At 60.0% G+C, this 20,536-nt stretch carries 12 protein-coding genes; 8 read left to right on the top strand and 4 right to left on the bottom strand.

Features of this window, described 5'->3' with window-relative positions; all coding sequences use genetic code 11:
* Positions 1-106: 106 nt before the first annotated feature.
* From IB249_RS22350 to IB249_RS30015, 3 genes are all read left to right on the top strand, one after another.
* On the top strand, positions 107-1,174 hold the full coding sequence (locus IB249_RS22350; RefSeq protein ID WP_192307897.1) for an autotransporter outer membrane beta-barrel domain-containing protein: 1,068 nt from the start codon (positions 107-109) through the stop codon (positions 1,172-1,174).
* A 92-nt stretch (positions 1,175-1,266) separates the two neighbouring features.
* Positions 1,267-4,176 carry an RHS repeat-associated core domain-containing protein gene (locus IB249_RS22345; RefSeq protein ID WP_192307896.1) on the top strand — a complete coding sequence of 970 codons (2,910 nt, stop codon included), beginning with the start codon at positions 1,267-1,269 and terminating at the stop codon, positions 4,174-4,176.
* 106 nt (positions 4,177-4,282) lie between these two features.
* A complete protein-coding gene (locus IB249_RS30015) occupies positions 4,283-7,096 on the top strand; it encodes an RHS repeat-associated core domain-containing protein (RefSeq protein ID WP_318653509.1) in 2,814 nt (937 codons plus the stop codon).
* 115 nt (positions 7,097-7,211) lie between these two features.
* On the opposite strand, the gene glgB is transcribed toward IB249_RS30015, so the two are convergent.
* From glgB to IB249_RS22325, 3 genes are all read right to left on the bottom strand, one after another.
* The gene (glgB, locus tag IB249_RS22335; protein WP_192307894.1) at positions 7,212-9,443 is read right to left on the bottom strand and encodes a 1,4-alpha-glucan branching protein GlgB; all 2,232 of its coding nucleotides are present in this window, start codon (positions 9,441-9,443) and stop codon (positions 7,212-7,214) included.
* A 2-nt stretch (positions 9,444-9,445) separates the two neighbouring features.
* The gene (gene treS / locus IB249_RS22330) at positions 9,446-12,787 is read right to left on the bottom strand and encodes a maltose alpha-D-glucosyltransferase (RefSeq protein ID WP_192307893.1); all 3,342 of its coding nucleotides are present in this window, start codon (positions 12,785-12,787) and stop codon (positions 9,446-9,448) included.
* Positions 12,788-12,927: 140 nt separating this feature from the next.
* Positions 12,928-14,922: an alpha-1,4-glucan--maltose-1-phosphate maltosyltransferase gene (locus IB249_RS22325; RefSeq protein WP_192307892.1), complete on the bottom strand. Its 1,995-nt coding sequence runs from the start codon at positions 14,920-14,922 to the stop codon at positions 12,928-12,930.
* Positions 14,923-15,128: 206 nt separating this feature from the next.
* Here IB249_RS22325 and IB249_RS22320 point away from each other — a divergent pair, with 206 nt between their 5' ends.
* Positions 15,129-15,296, top strand: a complete 168-nt coding sequence (locus tag IB249_RS22320) for a hypothetical protein (protein WP_192307891.1) — start codon at positions 15,129-15,131, stop codon at positions 15,294-15,296.
* Positions 15,297-15,509: 213 nt separating this feature from the next.
* On the opposite strand, the gene IB249_RS22315 is transcribed toward IB249_RS22320, so the two are convergent.
* A complete protein-coding gene (locus IB249_RS22315; protein ID WP_192307890.1) occupies positions 15,510-16,013 on the bottom strand; it encodes an MgtC/SapB family protein in 504 nt (167 codons plus the stop codon).
* Between the two features lie 122 nt (positions 16,014-16,135).
* On the opposite strand from IB249_RS22315, the gene IB249_RS22310 reads away from it, so the two are divergent.
* The 4 genes from IB249_RS22310 (at position 16,136) to IB249_RS22295 (ending at position 20,424) form a co-directional block, all read left to right on the top strand.
* Positions 16,136-16,369 carry a DUF3203 family protein gene (locus tag IB249_RS22310; RefSeq protein ID WP_192307889.1) on the top strand — a complete coding sequence of 78 codons (234 nt, stop codon included), beginning with the start codon at positions 16,136-16,138 and terminating at the stop codon, positions 16,367-16,369.
* A 195-nt stretch (positions 16,370-16,564) separates the two neighbouring features.
* Positions 16,565-17,977: a cytochrome c oxidase accessory protein CcoG gene (gene ccoG, locus IB249_RS22305; RefSeq protein ID WP_192307888.1), complete on the top strand. Its 1,413-nt coding sequence runs from the start codon at positions 16,565-16,567 to the stop codon at positions 17,975-17,977.
* 127 nt (positions 17,978-18,104) lie between these two features.
* Positions 18,105-19,514, top strand: coding sequence for a GntR family transcriptional regulator MpaR (gene mapR / locus IB249_RS22300; protein ID WP_192307887.1), 1,410 nt, complete (start codon positions 18,105-18,107; stop codon positions 19,512-19,514).
* A gap of 208 nt (positions 19,515-19,722) precedes the next feature.
* Entirely contained in the window at positions 19,723-20,424 is a 702-nt protein-coding gene (locus IB249_RS22295; RefSeq protein WP_192307886.1) for a hypothetical protein, read from the top strand.
* Positions 20,425-20,536: the final 112 nt, after the last annotated feature.

Raw genomic sequence — 20,536 nt, 5'->3', positions numbered from 1 at the left:
AAAACGGGCGGCCAGCGGCTTGCCCCCATTCCATTCGGTCGCCCCTCGTTCGGGGTAGGAGAGACGCCACAGCGAGATCCAGCATGCGATTGCAAGGTAGACCTCCATGAAAACTTCATTCACCCAACAAGAGATCAAAGTGACTTTCTGCACGGTGTCGAGTTCACTTCTACTGTGTTCATCCATGGAAGTGCAGGCCTCACCTGCCGAGGAAGAGACAACCCCCTGGTATGACCAGCAGGTTCCTGTGCTCAGCTTGCCCGCGCTGGCTGCCAGCTATCCCGGCCGGTTCAGCGCTGCGTCCGACAGTCGAAGTACACGCCTGACCACCCAGGACGCCGCGCCCTCGGCCTGGGATCAGCTCTATGGGCAGGCCGGGCGCCAGGCCCAGACCGATTATGAATCCCAGTCAGGTGCCCTTGCCTACGCCAACCCGCACAAAGGCCCGGCGATCCTGACCCTGCAAAGCGGCAGCGGTCATGTCCAGCAAGTCGGCCTGATCGGTGGCACCAACCAGATCCGGGGCAACGTGGACGGTCCGCTGACGCATCGCGCGCTGGCCGATCCCAATACTGACACCCTGAACCTGCAAGGCCAGAGCCTCGGCGCCTACTGGAGCCTGACCGGCCCTCAGGGCTGGCACGTCGACCTGAGCGCCAGCGGCGGGCGCGTCAACGGGTTCAGTCGCAATCAGCAAGGCGCCCGGCAAGCCACGGAAGGCAGCGCAGTCACACTCTCGGTGGAAGGTGGTTTTCCGATCGGCCTGAGCGAGAACTGGGTCGTTGAACCGCAGGCACAGTTGATCAATCAGCGCATCACCCTGGACACCCCGTACGCGGGCTCCGGCAATGCATCGTCCAGCGACCTCACCTCGTGGAGCGGCCGGGTCGGTGCCCGACTCAAAGGTAGCTACGACATCAATGGCCTGGGGTTCGAACCCTATGTACGGACCAACTTGTGGCACACCGTCTACACCGGCAACACCGTGACCCTCGACCAAGTCGACAAAATCAGCAGCAGCCGTAAATCATCGACCGTCGAAGTGGGGTTGGGATTGGTTGCGCGGATGACACCGGCCGTCAGCCTGTACGTCAGCGCCGACTACAGCAGCGACGTCGACGATAACGACTTGAACGGCTTGATCGGCAGCCTGGGTGTGCGGATGCGTTGGTGAAAGCCTGTCCGAACTGTTACTTCTAACAGTAGGCAGACGGTTGGGGGTCGTGCATTGTAGTTGGCAAGTCCGCTTGATCAAGGCTTGCTCAAATGGCGACCGGTACTTCCTCCCGCGTGCATCTCGACACACCGACGCTTCAAGTGTCGGATGCGCGTGGGTTACCGGTCCGGACGGTGCAGTTCCATCGCCGCGAAACCGATGATCCGATCGATACGCGAGTGACCGCACAACGTTACGACGCGGTCGGGCGGCTGTTGGCCAGTCGTGATCCGTATCTGTTCGGCCTGGCACAAACGGATGCTTCAACACCGTTTAATGTTCAACAAGTGCTGAGCTTCTCGAGCAGTGCGTTGTTGACTGACAGCGTCGACGCCGGATGGCGTGTCGCGCTGCATGCCGAGGCCGGGCAAGGAGTGGAGACCTGGGACGGTCGTGGCAGCCATTCGCAGCATGAGTATGACGAACTATTACGACTGGTCGCCGCCCGCGAACAAAGCGCCGATGTTCCCCTGCACACGCTCGAACGCTTCACCTACGCCGATGCCAGCTCGGAAAGTGCCTTGCACAACCTGTGCGGGCTGCTGATTCGGCATGATGACCCCGCCGGAACACTGCAAACCCATGATGCAGGGCTCACTGCAAACGTGCTGAGCCACACACGCCGCTTTCTTCTCACTACCGACGCCCCCGACTGGCCGCTGCCAATCGCCGACAGAGAAGCACTGCTGGAGCCCGGCGACGGCGCCACAACGCTGTGTGCCTTCACCGCAAGTGGTGAAGCCCTCAATCAGACTGACGCGATGGGCAACGTCCAATCCTTCAGCTACACCCGCGCCGGACAATTGAAAGAAGCGCGTTTGACCCTGGCTGGCGAGGGGCAGCCCGCTCAACGGCTGGTCAGCGACCTGCATTACAACGCCCTTGGCCAGATCGAGCGGGAGACCGCCGGCAATGGCGTCATCACCCGTCACCTCCAGGACAAGGCCAACAGTCGGCTGACCGAATTGAGCGCACACAAGGCGGACGGCACGCCGCTGCAACGGCTGCATTACCTGTACGACGCCGTCGGCAACGTGCTGAGCATCGAGGATGCCGCGCAGCCAATCCGCTTCTTCAACAACCAGCGTATCGAACCGATCAAGACCTACCGCTATGACACCCTCGATCAGTTGATTGAAGCCACGGGAAGCGAAGCCCGAACTGGCAGCGGCGGCCCCGCCCTGCCCGACTTGCAACCGCTGCCGCTGGATCCGGGTCAGATCGCCCATTACACCCAGACCTTTCATTACGATAGCGGCGGCAACCTGCTGGACCTGGTGCATGTCGGCGCCCAAGCACAAGGCCGCACCCTGACCCGAGCGAAATACAGCAATCACTGCCTGCCTGAGCGTGAAGGCCGTCCACCCACGGAAGCCGAACTGGCGGACGGCTTCGATGCAAACGGCAATCTGCGTGAGTTGCAAGCCGGCCAGCGACTGAATTGGGACCTGCGAAACCAATTGCGCGAGGTGCGCCCGGTTGTCCGCGAAGACACCGAAGATGATCGTGAATGCTACGTCTATGACGGCAGCGGACAGCGCGTGCGTAAGGTACGTTCGAGTGTGACCAACGCCCGCACGATATTGTGTGAAGTTCGCTACTTGCCCGGCCTGGAGATACGCAGTCACGGGGGTACCGGGGAAGTACTCCACGTCATCAATGTAAGCACGGGCAGCAACAGCACACAGGTGTTGCATTGGGTCGTCAATCAACCTGATGAAATTGCCCAGGATCAGCTGCGTTACAGCCTGAATGACCAAATCAAATCCAGCACACTGGAGCTGGACCAGCAGGCCGATGTGATCAGCTGGGAATGGTATTACGCGTTTGGTGGAACAGCACGCTGGGCCGGTCGGAACAGCATCGAAGCAAAGTACAAGACCGTGCGTTACTCCGGTAAGGAACGGGACGCGTCCGGAATCCTTTACTACGGCTTACGTTATTACGCGCCGTGGCTACAGCGCTGGATTAATCCCGACCCTGCCGGATATACGGACGGAATGAATTTGTATTCGATGGTCAGCAACAGCCCTATAGTCTATTACGACAATCAGGGTCGCAATGGACAAAGCTTCAACCACGAGCAATATCTGAGCGACTTCAAGGAAATACTGCGAAATTTTCAATTAAAAGATAATTACATAAAAGCTTTCTCCCTCGACGCTTACAAACATTACAAGAAAAAGCTCTTGAAAATAGATTCGATCGAGACCGACGAGCAAAAACTACATTTCCGAAGACAAGTGATAAAGCTCGGTAAAACGCTGCGCTCCAGCCAAAGCGTCCTCGATGACAGGCCTCCCTATCGAGATACCTCGAAGATTGAAGACTACCGAACATTTCTACGCAATTTGCGCAAAGCCTTCAATTTCGAGCCCTTTAAGGAGGCGGCCAGCGCGACACACAGAGGCAGCTCAGGCAATCCAAAGTGGATGGAAGATCTTTTTAACTTTGATTGGGGAGCGGGCTGGTCTCAATCGGACGACACTGCTTATGCAGGTGATTTCAACTCGGGAGCATCATCGCAACCCGGTTCTTCAAGTACTTTCCGGCAAGCCCCCCAACCGGGCCCCAGTCGCGCGCGTACTTTCCGCGAAGAGCCACAACCCGGTCCCGCTACCTCACCAAAAGGTGGCCAGGGGGGTTCACGGACGAGCGGCGGAGAGGCAACTGCGGCACAACAACCCGCTACGCCAACGCCTCTGCAGAGTTTCCCCGTATTACCCGAAGGCACCGACCCAAAGATCATCGAAGGTTATGAACTGGCACTTCGTATCATAGCCAATGAAGGAAATCAGGACGCCATATTCCCGAACGGGTTTAACCGCAGGGAGTTCATGCATATTTCATTAAGAGTCCATCCTGACCGACTCAAGTTGGAAGGGACGGCTCAAGTCAACGAAGCCGCGACGAGAGCCTTTCAAATTATCGACAACTGGAAGGTCCGTTCAGGCAATTGACTTAATAGTGGAGGCAACCTCAATGGCAGCAGGAGTTTCGGTCCACGCACACTCGGGTACACCCACCCTAGCTGTGTCTGACGCACGGGGGTTGTCGGTCAGGGCCGTGGGATATCACCGCCGTGAAGCGAATGATCCGATTGACTCTCGGGTTACACAGCAGCGTTACGACGCGGTTGGTCGCCTGGTCGCCGGCCGCGACCCCTATCTGTTCGACCTGGCCCGTACCGATGAATCGACGCCGTTCAACACCCAGCAGACCCTGAGCTTGTCCGGCATCCCCTTGCTGACCGACAGCGTGGACGCCGGGTGGCGTGTTGCCTTGCAGGGCGAGGCGGGGCAAAGCGTGGAAACCTGGGACGGTCGCGGCAGTCACACGCAGTATGAACATGACGAACTGCTTCGACTGATCGCGCTCCGCGAACAGGGTATCGATGTTCCCCTGCACACGCTTGAACGCTTTACCTATGCCGATGCGGGCGCGGACAGTGCTGCGCATAATCTGTGTGGGCAGTTGTGTCGTCATGACGACCCGGCCGGCTCGGTTCATGTTCATGACATGAGCCTCCACGGCACCCCGTTGAAACACACCCGACGCTTTTTGCGCGACACCAACGCGCCGGATTGGCCATTGGAAATGGCACAACGAGATGCCTTGCTCGAACCTGGCAACGGCGCGACGACACACTGTGACTTCGCCGCCAGCGCCGAGTCACTGAGCCAGACCGACGCCATGGACAACCGTCAGGCCTTCGCCTACACCGTCGATGGCCAACTGAAAAACCTGCGCCTGACCCTGGCCGGCCCAGGTCAAAGTGAAAAGCTGCTGGTCAGCGATCTTCATTACAACGCTATCGGCCAGGTTCAAGCGGAAACGGCGGGCAACGGCGTCATTACCCGCCATCGCTACGACGAGGCCAATGGCCGACTGACCGAGCTGAGCGCCCACAAGGCCGATGGAACCGCACTGCAACTCCTGAAGTACCACTACGACGCCATGGGGAATGTGCTGAGCATCGAGGACGCCGAGCAACCGATTCGCTATTTCAGGAATCAGCGCATCGAACCTCGCAAAACCTACCGCTACGACACGCTCTACCAAGTGATCGAAGCGACTGGGTACGAAGCCGGGACCGGCAGTGCTGGCCCCGCCCTGCCCGACCTGCAGCCCCTGCCCCCGGATCCCGGTCAGATCGCCAATTACCGTCAGACCTATCATTACGACGCCGGCGGCAATCTGCTGGACCTCACTCACGTCGGCGCTCAAGCCCATAGCCGCACTTTGACCCGGGCTCGCTACAGTAATCGTTGCTTGCTCGATACCGCAGTGAATCGACAGGACGAAGGGTTCGATGCCAATGGCAATCTGAACGAATTGCAGAAAGGGCAGCGGTTAACCTGGGATCTGCGCAATCAATTGCACGAAGTGCGCCCAGTCGTGCGAGAGCAAGCGCCGGACGACGGCGAACACTACCTCTACGACGGCGATGGGCAACGGGTGCGCAAAGTGCACTCCAGTCTGACCAACGCCCGCGCCGTGATCCGCGAAGTGCGTTACCTGGACGGCCTGGAAATCCGTAGCCACAGCGGCACCGGGGAAATCCTTCACGTCATTTCCGTCAATGCCGGCAGCAACAGCGTGCAGGTCCTGCATTGGGCGGAGAAACGTCCGGATGAAATCGCCCAGGACCAGATGCGCTACAGCGTTGGCGACCACTTGCAATCCAGTTCGCTGGAACTTGACCAGAACGCTGGTTTGATCAGCCAGGAATGGTTTTACCCGTTCGGTGGCACCGCACTCTGGGCTGGCAGGAACGCAACCGAAGCCAAGTACAAGACTTTGCGCTACTCCAATACGCCACGGGATGCGACGGGGCTTTACTACTATGGATGGCGTTATTACGCACCTTGGTTACAACGGTGGATCAACCCTGATCCGTCCGGCTATCGGGACGGAATGAATCTGTATTCGATGGTTAGCAATAATCCAATTGTCTACTTTGATAATCAAGGCAGTCATGGTGAACATTTCAACTCTGAGCAATACTTGCAGGACTTCAAAGCAATGTTAAAACAACATTTGCCTTTGAACACTTACTACCTGCGTGACGTTGCGCGGACGAAGCACTACATTAGAAAATTAAGAAAAATAGAGTCCATAGAAGGGAAAAAAAATAGCCATTATTTTCAACGACAGGTCAAAAAGCTTTTTGACACGGTGAAGTCAGTTGAAGAGATCAGAAGGACTGGCCTTGCCGGGTTACTCGCCGACTTAGACGATCATCAACTGTTCCTGAATCATTTAAGGGAAGCCAACCGATTCCAACCTTTCTCAGCGCCGGGCGAACCTGGGTATACCCGTTCATCACATAGACCATTCTATACTCCTGGTGAATTCGACAGTTGGGGCGACTTTTCGGAACCGCCTCCTGCAAGTCATTCCAGTCGAGCCGGGCCATCGTCCTTCAACCCGCCTCCGCCACGTCCACCGGAACCACCTCCGCGCCCGCAGCAACCGCCTCCACGGCCGCCAAGACCTGATAGCCCGCCGCCTGGAGCACGGAGTGAGCGAAGCAGACCAGGGCCGAGTCATGCGGGCGCAAGTTCACGTCAGGACCCTGCGCCGCGACCAGTCAATATGTCCACCCCGGCGCCAGCGCCCAGCGTGAGGTCGTTGCCGGCAGGCACTGACGCAAGAATTATTGAAGGTCTTGCCCTGGCCAATCGAATCATTGCCAACGCAGGAAATGAGCGGGCGATATTTCCGGAGGGTTTCAATCTCAGAGAGTTCCGAAGAATCTCGTTACTCATCCACCCCGACAAATTGAATGTTGCGGGGAGTGGTTATGAGTATGTTGGTACAACAGCCAATCGCGCTTTCCAGATACTCGGAAACTGGAAATCACGTGGATCCAGATAATCGTAATGATTGGCGCAGGTTGTTAGCCATGCTTCCCGAGCAGAGCAACAGCTGGCGCGCCTTGCCCCGACCGATCAACAGATCATTTGCCGCAGCAAGGCGTGTCAGCCTCGAATCACCCCTCCGGCCTTAACATCAATACCGCCAACGGCGGCAAGTTCAGCACCAATGACATGGCCTGCCCGTGGCTCGCCTCCTCCTCGGTAAACGCCCCACCGCCGTTGCCGTAGTTCGAGCCGGCATAAGTGGCCGAATCGCTGTTGATCACTTCGCTCCAGCGCCCGGCAAACGGCACGCCGATGCGATAACCGGCCCGTGGCACCGGTGTGAAGTTGGCCACCACCAGCAGCGGTCGCCCATCCTTGCTCCAGCGCAGGAAGGCGTAGACGCTGTTGATCGCGTCGTCGCCAATCAGCCACTGGAAGCCTTGCGGGGCGTCGTCCTGGTCGTGCAGCGCCGGCTCGGCGCGGTACAACTGGTTGAGGTCGCCGACCAGTTTCTGCACGCCTTTGTGTTCCGAATACTGCAGCAGGTACCAATCCAGTTGCTGGTCGTGGTTCCACTCGCGCCACTGGCCGAACTCGCAACCCATGAACAGCAGTTTCTTGCCCGGATGCGCCCACATGAAGCTCAGGTACGCCCGCAGGTTGGCGAACTTCTGCCAGCGGTCGCCCGGCATCTTGTCGATCAGCGAGTGTTTGCCGTGCACCACTTCGTCATGGGAGATCGGCAGGATGAAGCGCTCGGACCAGGCGTACACCAGGCCAAAGCTCAGTTCGTTATGGTGATGGGCACGGTAGACCGGGTCTTGCTGGATGTAATGCAGCGAGTCGTGCATCCAGCCCATGTTCCATTTGTAGTCGAACCCCAGGCCGCCCTGCTGTGTGTTCTGGCTCACACCAGGCCACGCGGTTGACTCTTCGGCGATCACCAGCGCGCCGGGGACTTCGAGATTGACCACGTCATTGAGGTGACGCAGGAAATCGATAGCTTCCAGGTTTTCGCGCCCGCCGTGACGGTTCGGCACCCACTCGCCGGCCTTGCGCGAGTAGTCGCGGTACAGCATCGACGCCACGGCATCGACACGCAGGCCATCGACGTGGAAATGCTTGAGCCAATGCAGCGCCGACGCCAGCATGTAGCCGTGCACCTCGGTTCGGCCAAGGTTGTAGATCAGCGTGTCCCAATCCTGGTGAAAGCCTTCCTGCGGGTTGCCGTACTCATACAGCGCGGTGCCGTCGAATTGCGCCAGGCCGTGGGTATCGGTGGGGAAATGCGCCGGCACCCAGTCGAGGATCACGCCGATGCCCGCCAGGTGGCACGCATTGACGAACGCGGCGAAATCTTGCGGTGAACCGTAACGAGCGCTCGGGGCGAACTGCGACAGCAATTGATAGCCCCACGAACCGCCGAACGGATGCTCCATGATCGGCATCAGCTCGATATGGGTGAAACCCAGCTCCTTCACATATGGAATCAGGCGTTCGCCCAACTCGTGCCAGGTGTACTGGCGGGCCACTTCGCCCAGGTCGTCCAGTTCGCACTGCCAGGAGCCGGCGTGCAATTCGTAGATCGACAGCGGCGCGCTTGGTTTCGAGCGTTCGAGCCGGTCCTGCATCCATTGCTGATCCTGCCAGTCGATGTTCAGCGGTGCGGCGACTTTCGAGGCGGTGTCCGGCGGCAACGTGGTGGCCAGCGCCATCGGATCGGCTTTCAAAGGCAAGATGCCATGAGCGCCGAGAATCTCGTATTTGTAGGCCTCCCCGGCCCCCAGGCGCGGAATGAACAACTCCCAGACCCCGGTGGGATGCCGCAGGCGCATCGGGTGCCGACGCCCATCCCAATTGTTGAAGTCGCCGACCACCGACACCCGCTTGGCATTCGGTGCCCACACGGCGAAACGCACGCCGTCGACACCCTCGACGTTTTTCAACTGCGCGCCAAGGCAACTGCTCAGGTCGCGGTGATTGCCTTCGGCAAACAGGTACAAGTCCATCTCGCCCAGCAGCGGACCAAAACTGTAAGGGTCTTCGGCGACCTGCTCGCCACCGGCCCAGCGCGTGCGCAGGACGTAGGGCTGCGCATGATCGAAGTGCCCGACGAACAGCCCGGGTGTCTCGGTGGCTTGCAGCGCACCGAGTTCTTCGCCCGTGTCCTTGCTCAGCACCTGGACGCTCAACGCGTCCGGCAGATAAGCGCGAATGTACTGCCCGCCGGCATCGTCGCCGTGGGGGCCGAGAATGGCAAATGGGTCGTGGTGTTCGGCGCGTACCAGCGCCTCAATATCCCGCGATCTGGGCAGTAACGCCTCTTTGCGGTGACCCTGTTCCTTGTTCGAGAAACTCATGACTACTCTCCACCAAGATCGGAAAAGGGTTTAAGCCCACTCAATAATCCATATAAACCGTGCAACGGCACGGGCAGCCAGGTAGGCCGGTTCTCAGCCTCATAAGCCACCTCGTATGCCGCCTTTTCCAGACCGAACAACGCCAGCGCGGCGTCCTCGCCTCCCGGTTCCTGCCAAGCATGACTAAGACTAGCTGCCGCCAGCCGATACGCGTCGACAAATGCCTGTTTCGCCTCGATCAGGTAGCGCCGGGATACCCGTTCCCTGGCAGCCTGGGCATCGGCGGTGTTATCGACGTTATGCACGTTGATCGCCATCGCCGCCGCGTAATCGAAGGAACGCAGCACGCCACTGACATCCTTGTACGGACTGTGCTTGCCGCGCCGTTCGGCCAATGGCCGCGCCGGTTCGCCTTCAAAGTCGATCAGGTAGGCATCGCCCTTGATCACCAGGACCTGCCCCAGGTGCAAGTCGCCATGCACCCGAATGCGCAAGCCACCGGCCGCCTGTTTGCCCAGCGCCTGGATATGAGTGAGGATCGCCTTTTTGTTGTCCAGCATCTGACTGACCAGGTTTCTGTCGCCGGGGTTCAGTTCATTTTGATGTTGCTTGAGCAATTTCAGCGCGTGTTCCACTTGCGCCGCGACATCCCTGGCCGAGGCCATGGCGTCTTTCTGCGTGGTGACCTGCGGGGCGAAGTCCGGGTTGTCGGTCGGTGCGGCCAGCACCTGGTGCATTTCGCCCAGGCGCTGACCCAGCATGCCGGCGAAGTCCTTCAATTCGCCAAGGGCGTTGTAATGCTGCTCCTGCTCGGACATGGCGTCCGCCAGTTCGTCGCGCAGCGCCCGCTCGAGGTTGTTCTGGGTCCACTCCCACGCATCGCCCTGATTGCTCAGGTAGCCCTGGGCGATCATCAGCAGGTTGTCTTGGCCCTGCGCATCGCGGCGCACCACCGAGCCCAGCAGCGGTGAGATGTTGGCGAAGCCGGCCTCGGTCAGGTAGGCGCTCATTTCCAGTTCCGGGTGAACGCCAGAGGCCACCTTGCGGATCAGCTTGAGCACCAGGCTGCTGCCGATCACCACGGAACTGTTGGACTGTTCGGCGGACAGGTAGCGCACTTCGGATTCAGTGGTCAGGCCCAACCTGGCCAGCTCGGCCGTCGGCTCGAAACGGATTTCGCCACCTTCGCACGGCAACACGCTGTTGTTCTGCATGCCCTGGAGCACCGCGCGGATGAAGTTTTCGAGGGTGAAGGCATCAGTGATCAAACCGACCTGTGGCCCTCGTCGCACCCGCGACAATGCCAATTGCTGAGGCAGCGCGGGGCCCACCTGATCTTCGGCAATGAAGCCGAACGGCAACTGGTAGCGGCTGGTCTGGCCGCCGCTGGTGACATCGATCTCACTGAGCAGCACCGGATGCTGCGCATCTCCGAAACGCACGCCGTAGGCCAGCGTCACCGCTTCGATGGCTGCGTCCTTGCCGGCGAACCAGCGACGGTTCTGCAACCAGTTCGGCAGGATGGTTTGCTCCAACGTGGCGCGGGACGGCGCTTCGAGCAATTCTTCCATGCGTTTTTTCAGCACCAGCGTGGTGAAATCCGGCAGGCTTTGTGCCGGCTCCACGTGCCAGCTGGGCATCTGATTCTCGGCGGCCAACACGAACCAGTAGAAACCATACGGCGCCAGGGTCAGGAGGAAATTCAACTGGCCGATCGGCGGGAAGGCGTTACCGCCGAGCATTTCCACCGGCACCATGCCGACGTAGGCCGAGAGGTCCAGCTCCGCTGCCTGGGCGCTGCGGGATACGTTGGCCACGCACAGAATGATTTCGTGCCGGCCATCGTCCCCGGTGAATTCACGGGTGTAGGCCAGGATCCGCCGATTGCTCGGCGACAGCATCTTCAGCGTGCCGCGCCCGAAGGCCTTGGACTGTTTGCGCACGGCAAGCATTCGGCGCGTCCAGTTCAACAGCGAATGCGGATCGCCGGCCTGGGTTTCGACGTTGACCGACAGGTAACCGTACTGCGGGTCCATGATCGGTGGCAGCACCAGGCTCGCCGGATCGGCACGGGAGAAGCCGCCGTTACGGTCGATCGACCACTGCATCGGTGTACGCACGCCGTCGCGGTCACCCAGGTAGATGTTGTCGCCCATGCCGATCTCGTCCCCGTAATACAGGGTCGGCGTCCCGGGCATCGACAGCAGCAGGCTGTTGAGCAGCTCGACACGACGCCGGTCGCGTTCCATCAACGGGGCGAGGCGTCGACGGATCCCCAGGTTGATCCGCGCGCGGCGGTCCGCCGCGTAGTAATTCCACAGGTAGTCGCGCTCCTTGTCGGTGACCATCTCCAGCGTCAGCTCATCATGATTGCGCAGGAAGATCGCCCACTGGCAGTTGGCCGGGATTTCCGGGGTCTGGCGCAGGATATCGGTAATCGGGAAGCGGTCCTCCTGGGCCAGCGCCATGTACATGCGCGGCATCAGCGGGAAATGGAACGCCATGTGACATTCGTCGCCGTTGAGCCCGGACTTGTCGGTGTCACCAAAATACAGCTGGGTGTCTTCCGGCCACTGGTTGGCTTCGGCCAGCAGCATGCGGTCGGGATAGTTGGCATCGATTTCGGCGCGGATCTGCTTGAGGACGTCGTGGGTCTCCGGCAGGTTTTCGTTGTTGGTGCCGTCGCGTTCGATCAGGTAGGGAATCGCATCCAGGCGCAGGCCGTCGATCCCCATGTCCAGCCAGTAGCGCATCACCGACAGCACGGCCTTCATCACCTGCGGATTATCGAAGTTCAGGTCCGGCTGGTGCGAGTAGAAACGGTGCCAGAAGTACTGGCCGGCCACCGGGTCCCAGGTCCAGTTGGATTTCTCGGTGTCGAGAAAAATGATCCGCGTGCCATCGTATTTGCCATCGTCGTCGGACCACACGTAGAAATCCCGCGCCGCCGAACCAGGCTTGGCCTTGCGTGCCCGCTGGAACCAGGGGTGCTGGTCGGAGGTGTGGTTGATGACCAGCTCGGTAATCACCCGCAGGCCACGCTTGTGGGCTTCGGCGATAAACCGCCTGGCATCGGCCAGGGTGCCGTAATCAGTATGCACACCCCGGTATTCGGCAATGTCATAACCATCGTCGCGGCGTGGCGAGGGGTAAAACGGCAGCAGCCAGATGGTGTTGACGCCAAGATCGGCGATGTAGTCAAGCTTGTCGATCAGGCCGGGAAAATCGCCGATGCCGTCGTTGTTGGAGTCGAAAAATGATTTCACGTGGACCTGGTAGATCACGGCATCCTTGTACCAGAGCGGATCCTTGATAAAGGTGGCAGCCTTGGGTTTCTTCGCCATGGGTCACTCCTGTTGAATTCGAGAAAGCCGTCATCAATGTGTGGGAGCGCGCCTGCTCGCGAAGGGGACATGTCAGTCACCCTCATGGTGATTGCAGACCGCAATCGCGAGCAGGCTCGCTCCCACAGATGTCGTGCTTGTTAAGCCGTGATCCGCCAGATGCCGAACGGTTGATGCGCCGGGTCGATCCGCATGAACTGGTACTTGCCATGCCACGTCCAGCGATGGCCGTTCATCAAGTTTTCACCCTGGGTGCTGGCGTCATCGGGCAACCCCAACTCCCACAGCGGCAACTCGAAATTCGCCTCCTGGACGTTATGTGGGTCGAGGCTGACCGCAACCAGGATGAAATTGCTGCCATCGGCACTGCGCTTGCCGAAATACAGGATGTTGTCGTTCCAGGCGTTGTAGATCGTCAGGCCCAGGTGTGTGTGCAAGGCCGGGTTCTGCCGACGGATGCGATTGAGCTGGGCGATCTCGGCGATGATGTTGCCCGGCGCATTGAAATCCCTCGGGCGGATCTCGTACTTCTCGGAATCGAGGTATTCCTCCTTGCCCGGCACCGCGGCCGACTCACACAACTCAAACCCTGAATACATGCCCCACAGCCCGGACCCCATGGTCGCCAGCGCCGCGCGGATCAGAAAGCCGGCGCGGCCCGACTCATGCAGGAAGGCCGGGTTGATGTCCGGCGTATTGACGAAGAAGTTCGGCCGGTAGCACTCGCGCCACGGCGACTGGTTGAGTTCGGAAAAATAGGTCGACAATTCGTGCTTGGTGTTGCGCCAGGTGAAGTAGGTGTAGCTCTGGGAGTAACCGACCTTGCCCAGGCGCGCCATCATCGCGGGCGTTGTGAAGGCTTCAGCGAGGAAAATCACTTCAGGGTGCAGCGCCCGCACGTCGGCGATCAGCCATTGCCAGAACGGCAACGGCTTGGTGTGCGGGTTGTCGACACGAAAGATCTTCACGCCCTCTTCCACCCAGCCGACGACAATGTCGCGCAATTCTATCCAGAGGCTGGGGATCGCGTCGGCGGCATAGAAGTCGACGTTGACGATGTCCTGGTATTTTTTCGGCGGATTCTCCGCGTACTTGATCGTGCCGTCCGGCCGCCAGTTGAACCAGCCCGGATGCTGCTGCAACCACGGGTGGTCCTGGGAGCACTGGATGGCGAAATCGAGGGCGATTTCCAGGCCGTGGGCGGCGGCCGCCGCGACCAGGCGACGGAAATCTTCGCGGCTGCCCAGTTGCGGGTGAATCGCCTCGTGCCCGCCTTCTGCGCTACCGATGGCATACGGACTGCCCGGATCATCCGGGCCCGCCGTCAGGGAGTTGTTCGGGCCTTTGCGGAAACTGCGGCCGATCGGGTGGATCGGCGGGAAGTACAGCACATCGAAGCCCATGTCCTGGATCATCGGCAGCCGTGAATGCACATCATTGAAGGTGCCATGACGGGCGGGATCGTCGGTGATCGAGCGCGGAAACAACTCATACCAACTGGCGAACTCGGCGAGTTCGCGCTCGACGTCCAGCGGATATTCGGGACTGAAGCTCAAATAAGCACGGTGATCGGCCTGGGCCATCAGGTCGGCGCTGCGCGGTTGCAGAAACAGCGCCACCTGCTCCATTTCGAGCAGTGCTGCCAGTTCATGGTGCAGCGCCGCCAGCGCTTCACTGAGTGGCCCGTCGGAGCGCTCGGCGGCGGCCTGGACAAGATGACGACCTTCCTGCAACTCAAGGCTCACCGGCACACCGGCGGCGTGCTTCTTCTCCAGTTCATAGCAGAAGCTGGCGAACTGATCGATCCAGGCCTCGATGCAAAACACATAGCGCCCCTGCGTCCTGACGCGAAACTGCCCGCGCCAACCGTTGTTACCCAGGTCGGTCATGGATTCGCGTTGCCAGGTCTGCTCGCCCTCGGCCCGCCAGCGCACCTGCACCGCCAGCTTGTCGTGCCCGTCGGCAAACACCTTGCTGGTGACCACCACCTCCTGCCCCGCCACCGCTTTAACGGCAAACTGCCCGCCTTCGAGGGTCGGCATCGTGCTCTCGATCGCAATGCGCGGCAGCAGCAAAGCCTGCGACAGCGGCATGTGAGCGTTGTAGTCCAGCTCTGTCGGTGTTTCGGCAGTCATCGAGCATCTCTCCTTTACGCCCCATGGACGCTCAAGTGCAGGGTCGCCATTCGCACAGGACCGTCGGCCCCGGAATGAACTCACTTAGGTTCCGAGCGGCAGGTCCGGATAAAAGTTCAGGTGAATTGTCGTGGAATCAAATCCCTCGCCCGGTGGTCAACCAACTTAAGCACGACTTACGCCATGTGCCACCGGAGGCCGTCACCATGAGCATTCCAATCCCAGCCGAAACACCCGATCCGAACATCGACTCGCCGACCATTCCGCCCACCGAACCGGAACCGGTCCCCGAAAAGGACCCGCCCGGCACCACCCCGCCGCCACGAGAAGAACCGCCATCGACCATGCCGCCGGTGATTGTGGCGCCTGAGTGATGACCGTTCAGCAATCTCGATTTTCCTGAAGGAGGGAGCTCGCTCGCGAAAAACCCGACGCAACTGTGGAATGTCAGTAAGGGCGCTTCATCGTGGGCGCCCATCGCGATCAAGTGCGCTCCCACAGGTTGGGCGTGATGCTGTGGGAGTGAACCCGCTTGGGAAAAGTCGGCATACACCACTGGAGATCCTGCTTCTCGGACCCTGAACAGCCTACGAAGCCTCCTTCTCGTTCTCGAACATCTTCACAATCCTCGGCATCACGCTGAACACCGCCAACGCCAGCAACGTACTGAACACCGCCGTGGCCTCTCGTCCCAGCCCGGCCGAAACACCAATGGCGGCGGTCATCCAGAGGCCGGCGGCGGTGGTCAGGCCTTTGACGTGGCCTTCGTCGCCTTCCTGGTTTTTCAGGATGGTGCCGGCGCCGAGGAAACCGATACCGGCAATTACGCCCTGCACCACGCGACTCATGGCATCCGCCTGGGCGCCCGCCGTTTGCGGCACCAGCACAAACAGCGCTGCGCCCAGTGCGACCAGCATGTGGGTGCGAACCCCGGCCGCCTTGCCCTTGTGCTCGCGCTCAAAACCCAGGATCGCGCCCAGCAGTGCCGCGATCAGCAGTCTGACGGTAATCCGCGTCAGTTGCGCGGCGTCGCCGATGTCGGCGAATTCCGCTTGCAGGGTTACCCAAACCTCATGCCACCAGGCGTCCATGGCGCAATCCTTGTTATTGATCGATAGAGGATGGACCGCACCGACCATTAATCAGTTGCACAGAACGATGGCCATCTGTTGTGCCCTAACGCGGTATAACCCGCCGAAACAAGGACAGAGCCATGACTGTACGTATCGAGAACCAGACCTGCTTCTTCACCACCGAGAACGGCGAGGAAATTCGCCTCTGCCCTGACGTGGAGATCATCACCGACCGCGAAAAATCGATGTCGGCCGTCGAGATCAACGGGCAGCGCATCTACATCACCGAAGCAGAAGCGGATGCATTGACCGTAGCAGGTGCGGTGGACGGGCGCCGCCACTTGAAAGCCACGGACAGTGATTCGGTGATTTGACTGACGCGCATCAACACACCGCGCGGGCCCCTGATATAGGCGCCCGCGTGCCGGCAACACAAGTGCTTCAAGTTGTCGCAGGCAACGGCTGCACACTCATCTGATCCGCTTTTTATTGAAATAGCTGAGTCTGTTATGCAAACAGTTCGTCGCTCATAGTGACCCGGCCTGATGGAGGCTGATGAGCGAAAGACCATGAGCGAACTAATCCCCGTCCGAACCGTAGAAACCTTCGAGCCTTCGCGTCCAAAGATGAAGGCCAAGTCCACTGACACCCTGGTCCACACCCGCAGTTTCACCGGCAGGTTTCGTAACCTGCGCCTGCTCGGTGCGGGCCTTTTGTACCTGCTGTTCTTCGGCACTGCCTGGTTGAACTGGGGCGATCGCCAGGCCGTGCTCTGGGACCTTTCCGAAAGCAAATTCCACATCTTTGGCGCAACGTTCTGGCCACAGGACTTCATCCTGTTGTCGGGGTTGCTGATCATTGCCGCGTTCGGCCTGTTCGCGATCACCGTGTTTGCCGGACGCGTCTGGTGCGGCTACACCTGCCCACAGAGTTCCTGGACCTGGGTCTTCATGTGGTGCGAGAAGGTCATCGAAGGCGAGCGCAACCAGCGGATAAAGCTGAAGGCGGCGCCCTGGAGCCTGAACAAGCTGATACGACGCTCGGTCAAGCACACGGCGTGGCTGGCGATCAGCCTGATCACAGGCCTGACCTTCGTGGGCTACTTCACCCCGATCCGGCCGCTGGCCGCAGAACTGCTGACCCTGCAGATCGGCGGCGTCAGCCTGTTCTGGGTGCTGTTCTTCACCGGTGCCACTTACCTTAACGCCGGTTGGCTGCGTGAGGCGGTGTGCATCCACATGTGCCCCTATGCACGGTTTCAGAGCGTGATGTTCGACAAGGACACCCTGGCCATTTCCTACGATGTCGCCCGTGGCGAAAATCGCGGCCCACGCAAACGCGAGGTCAAGCCGGCCGAAGTGGGGCTTGGCGATTGCATCGATTGCCAGCTCTGCGTCCAGGTCTGCCCGACCGGCATCGACATTCGCGACGGTTTGCAGATGGAATGCATCGGTTGCGCCGCCTGCATCGATGCCTGTGACTCGATCATGGACAAGATGAACTACCCGCGCGGCTTGATTCGCTACACCTCCGAACGGGAGTTGCAGGGCGGCAAGACGCACCTGCTGCGTCCACGCCTGATCGGTTACACCGTGGTGCTGGTGGCGATGATCGGCGCCCTGGCCCTGGCGCTGATCGAACGGCCGATGGTATCGCTGGACGTGACCAAGGACCGTGGCCTGTTCCGGGAAAACGGTCGGGGCCAGATCGAGAACATCTACAGCCTCAAGGTGATCAACAAGACCCAGCAACGTCAGGACTATCAACTGAGCCTGGTCGATGGCGCCGGCTTCCAGCTGCAAGGACGAACGGAGCTGAGCCTGGCCGCCGGGGAAATTGTCGATGTACCGGTGTCGGTGGCAATGACCACGGACCGACCCGCCAGCAGTTCACAGACCCTGAGCTTTAAAGTCATCGACAGCGACGAGCCCGGTATTTACGCCGTGGCGAAGAGCAGGTTTGTTGCGCCGATGAATCGCTGATCCCTTAAACTTCAGTGCGCCCATCGCGAGCAGGCTCGCTCCCACCGTGTTGCGAGCGGCTTTGTGGGAGCGACTGCTCGCGAGAAGCTCACCCCGATTTCACCGAATGACACCCAACGGGCTTTAGATGAAACGCTACGAAAAATTCGCCGATGACATCGCTGAACTGATCCGCTCCGGCGTCCTGGGCCCCGGCCAACGCGTGCCTTCGGTGCGATACGCGAGCCAGACCTACGGCGTCAGCCCGTCCACGGTGTTCCAGGCCTATTACCTGCTGGAACGCCGCGGCCTGATCCGCGCCCGCCCGCGCTCCGGTTATTTCGTCAACACCCATGCGCCAAGCCCGTTTTCCGAGCCGGTGATCAGCAGCCAGGTCAACGAGTCCACCGAAGTCGACGTCAGCGAACTGGTGTTCTCGGTCCTCGACTCGATCAAGGACCCGACCACCGTGCCCTTTGGCTCAGCCTTTCCCAGCCCGACCTTGTTCCCCCTGCAACGCCTGTCGCGCTCACTGGCCAGCGCCACCCGGGACATGGACCCGCGCATGGTCGTCACCGACATGTCGCCAGGCAACCCGCAACTGCGGCGCCAGATCGCCCTGCGTTACATGGTCGGCGGCCTGATGCTGCCCATGGAAGAGTTGCTGATCACCAACGGCGCCCTGGAAGCGCTGAACCTGTGCCTGCAAGCGGTGACCGAGCCGGGTGACCTGGTGGCCATCGAAGCCCCGGCGTTCTACGCCTGCCTGCAGATTCTGGAGCGGTTGAAACTCAAAGCCGTGGAAATCCCCGTGCACCCGCGTGACGGCATCGACCTCGGCGTACTCGCGCAAACCCTGGAACGCCACCCGATCAAGGCCTGCTGGTGCATGACCAGCTTCCAGAACCCGATGGGCTCGACCATGCCCGAGGCGAAGAAACAGGAGCTGGTGGAGCTGTTGCGCCAGCATCAAGTGCCACTGATCGAAGACGATGTGTACGCCGAGCTCTATTACGGCCAGCAGGCGCCAAAGCCGGCCAAGGCCTTCGACACCGAAGGACTGGTGATGCATTGCGGCTCGTTCGCGAAAAGCCTGGCGCCCGGTTATCGGGTGGGCTGGGTGGCGGCCGGACGCTATGCGCAGAAAATCGAACGGCTCAAACTCATGACCTCGCTGTGCGCGTCGATGCCTGCCCAGGCGGCGATTGCCGACTACCTGCAACACGGCGGCTACGACCGGCATCTGCGTAAGTTGCGTTACGCACTGGAGGAACAACAGAGCGCGATGCTGGCGGCGATAGTCCGGTACTTCCCGGCAGAAACCCGGGTCAGCCAGCCGGCTGGCGGCTACTTCCTATGGCTTGAGCTGCCGCCGCAGATGGATTCGTTGAAGCTGTTCCAGATGGCGTTGGCCCAAGGGATCAGCATTGCACCAGGACCGATCTTTTCCCCGACCCAGCGGTTCAGGAACTGTATTCGCCTGAATTACGGCAGCCCCTGGAATGAGGCGGCGGAAAAAGCGATGGAGACGCTGGGGCGGATTGTGCGGTCGTTTTGACAGGCCTGATGTGTCTCGACCGCAGAAAGAATGGCTGGCGAACACGAAACGCGGCCGCACTATTCGACCAGCGGACAATATCAGGTAAAAAACCTGTTATTTCTGACAGTAGACAGCAATATTTCCGGGGCATTAACTGATCAGCAGCGGATGAATTTTCGCCGGTTTTCAATCTGACGTTCACCGTCCAATTGCCCTGGAAATCCCCATGAACAATCTTATCGCTCAAGCCAACAGGCCCGTCTCGGCGGCCGCAGCGGCGCCCTCGCCAATGCTGATGTTCAACTATGACGACAGCCTTGTTTATCCTGGCATCACATTGCCAGAAGGCACGTTCGTGCTGATAGAAACCGACACGGACACAAAAAAACATGACACGTACAGGTTGTATTTCGAGGCGAAAACCAGTCACACCGACTCTTTTATCGTCAATGACCCGGGACGTGCCGTTTTGTTCGTGTTGCCGAATAGCCTGATTGCCGACAACGCCGTGCCCGGCGACCTGATCAGGGGCAAGCTGTGGTACGAGGTGCTGCCCGCGACAGGACCTGTCAGGGAGTCGGGCATTACCAATTTCGCCGTAACAGCACCTGAAAAGAGTATTCCACCAGCCACTACACCCGGGGTTGATCCTAACCAGTTTGACCCGATCAACATGCCCGAACCGGGGTTGACACTTGCATTTCCAAACCACGCACACATCCTTCATGCACTCTGGCGCAGTTATGGAAAAAACGGGCGACTGCTTTACCAAGAGAACTTCGGGGTCAGTGAACATGTACTGATCGGCCCGAATATCCTGGCGCTCACGGAACCCGGCGGGCTGATCGTGGTTCAGTACTACTCCAGCAATGTGGACGGCAAACTGGGGCCATCCATACCGATGGTGCTGCGGGTCATCGAGAAATAAGGCGCTGGGGCGGATTGTGCGGTCGCGTCGCCCGGGCAGACTTCATCGCGAGCAGTCTCGCTCCCACAGTTGACTCTGGATGTTCTGCACTGTGGGAGCGAGCCTGCTCGCG

Source organism: Pseudomonas sp. PDM04 (genome assembly GCF_014851765.1).
Classification (GTDB): domain Bacteria; phylum Pseudomonadota; class Gammaproteobacteria; order Pseudomonadales; family Pseudomonadaceae; genus Aquipseudomonas.
The sequence above is the reverse complement of the archived record's forward strand: the minus strand, read 5'-3'. Positions and strand labels throughout refer to the sequence as shown.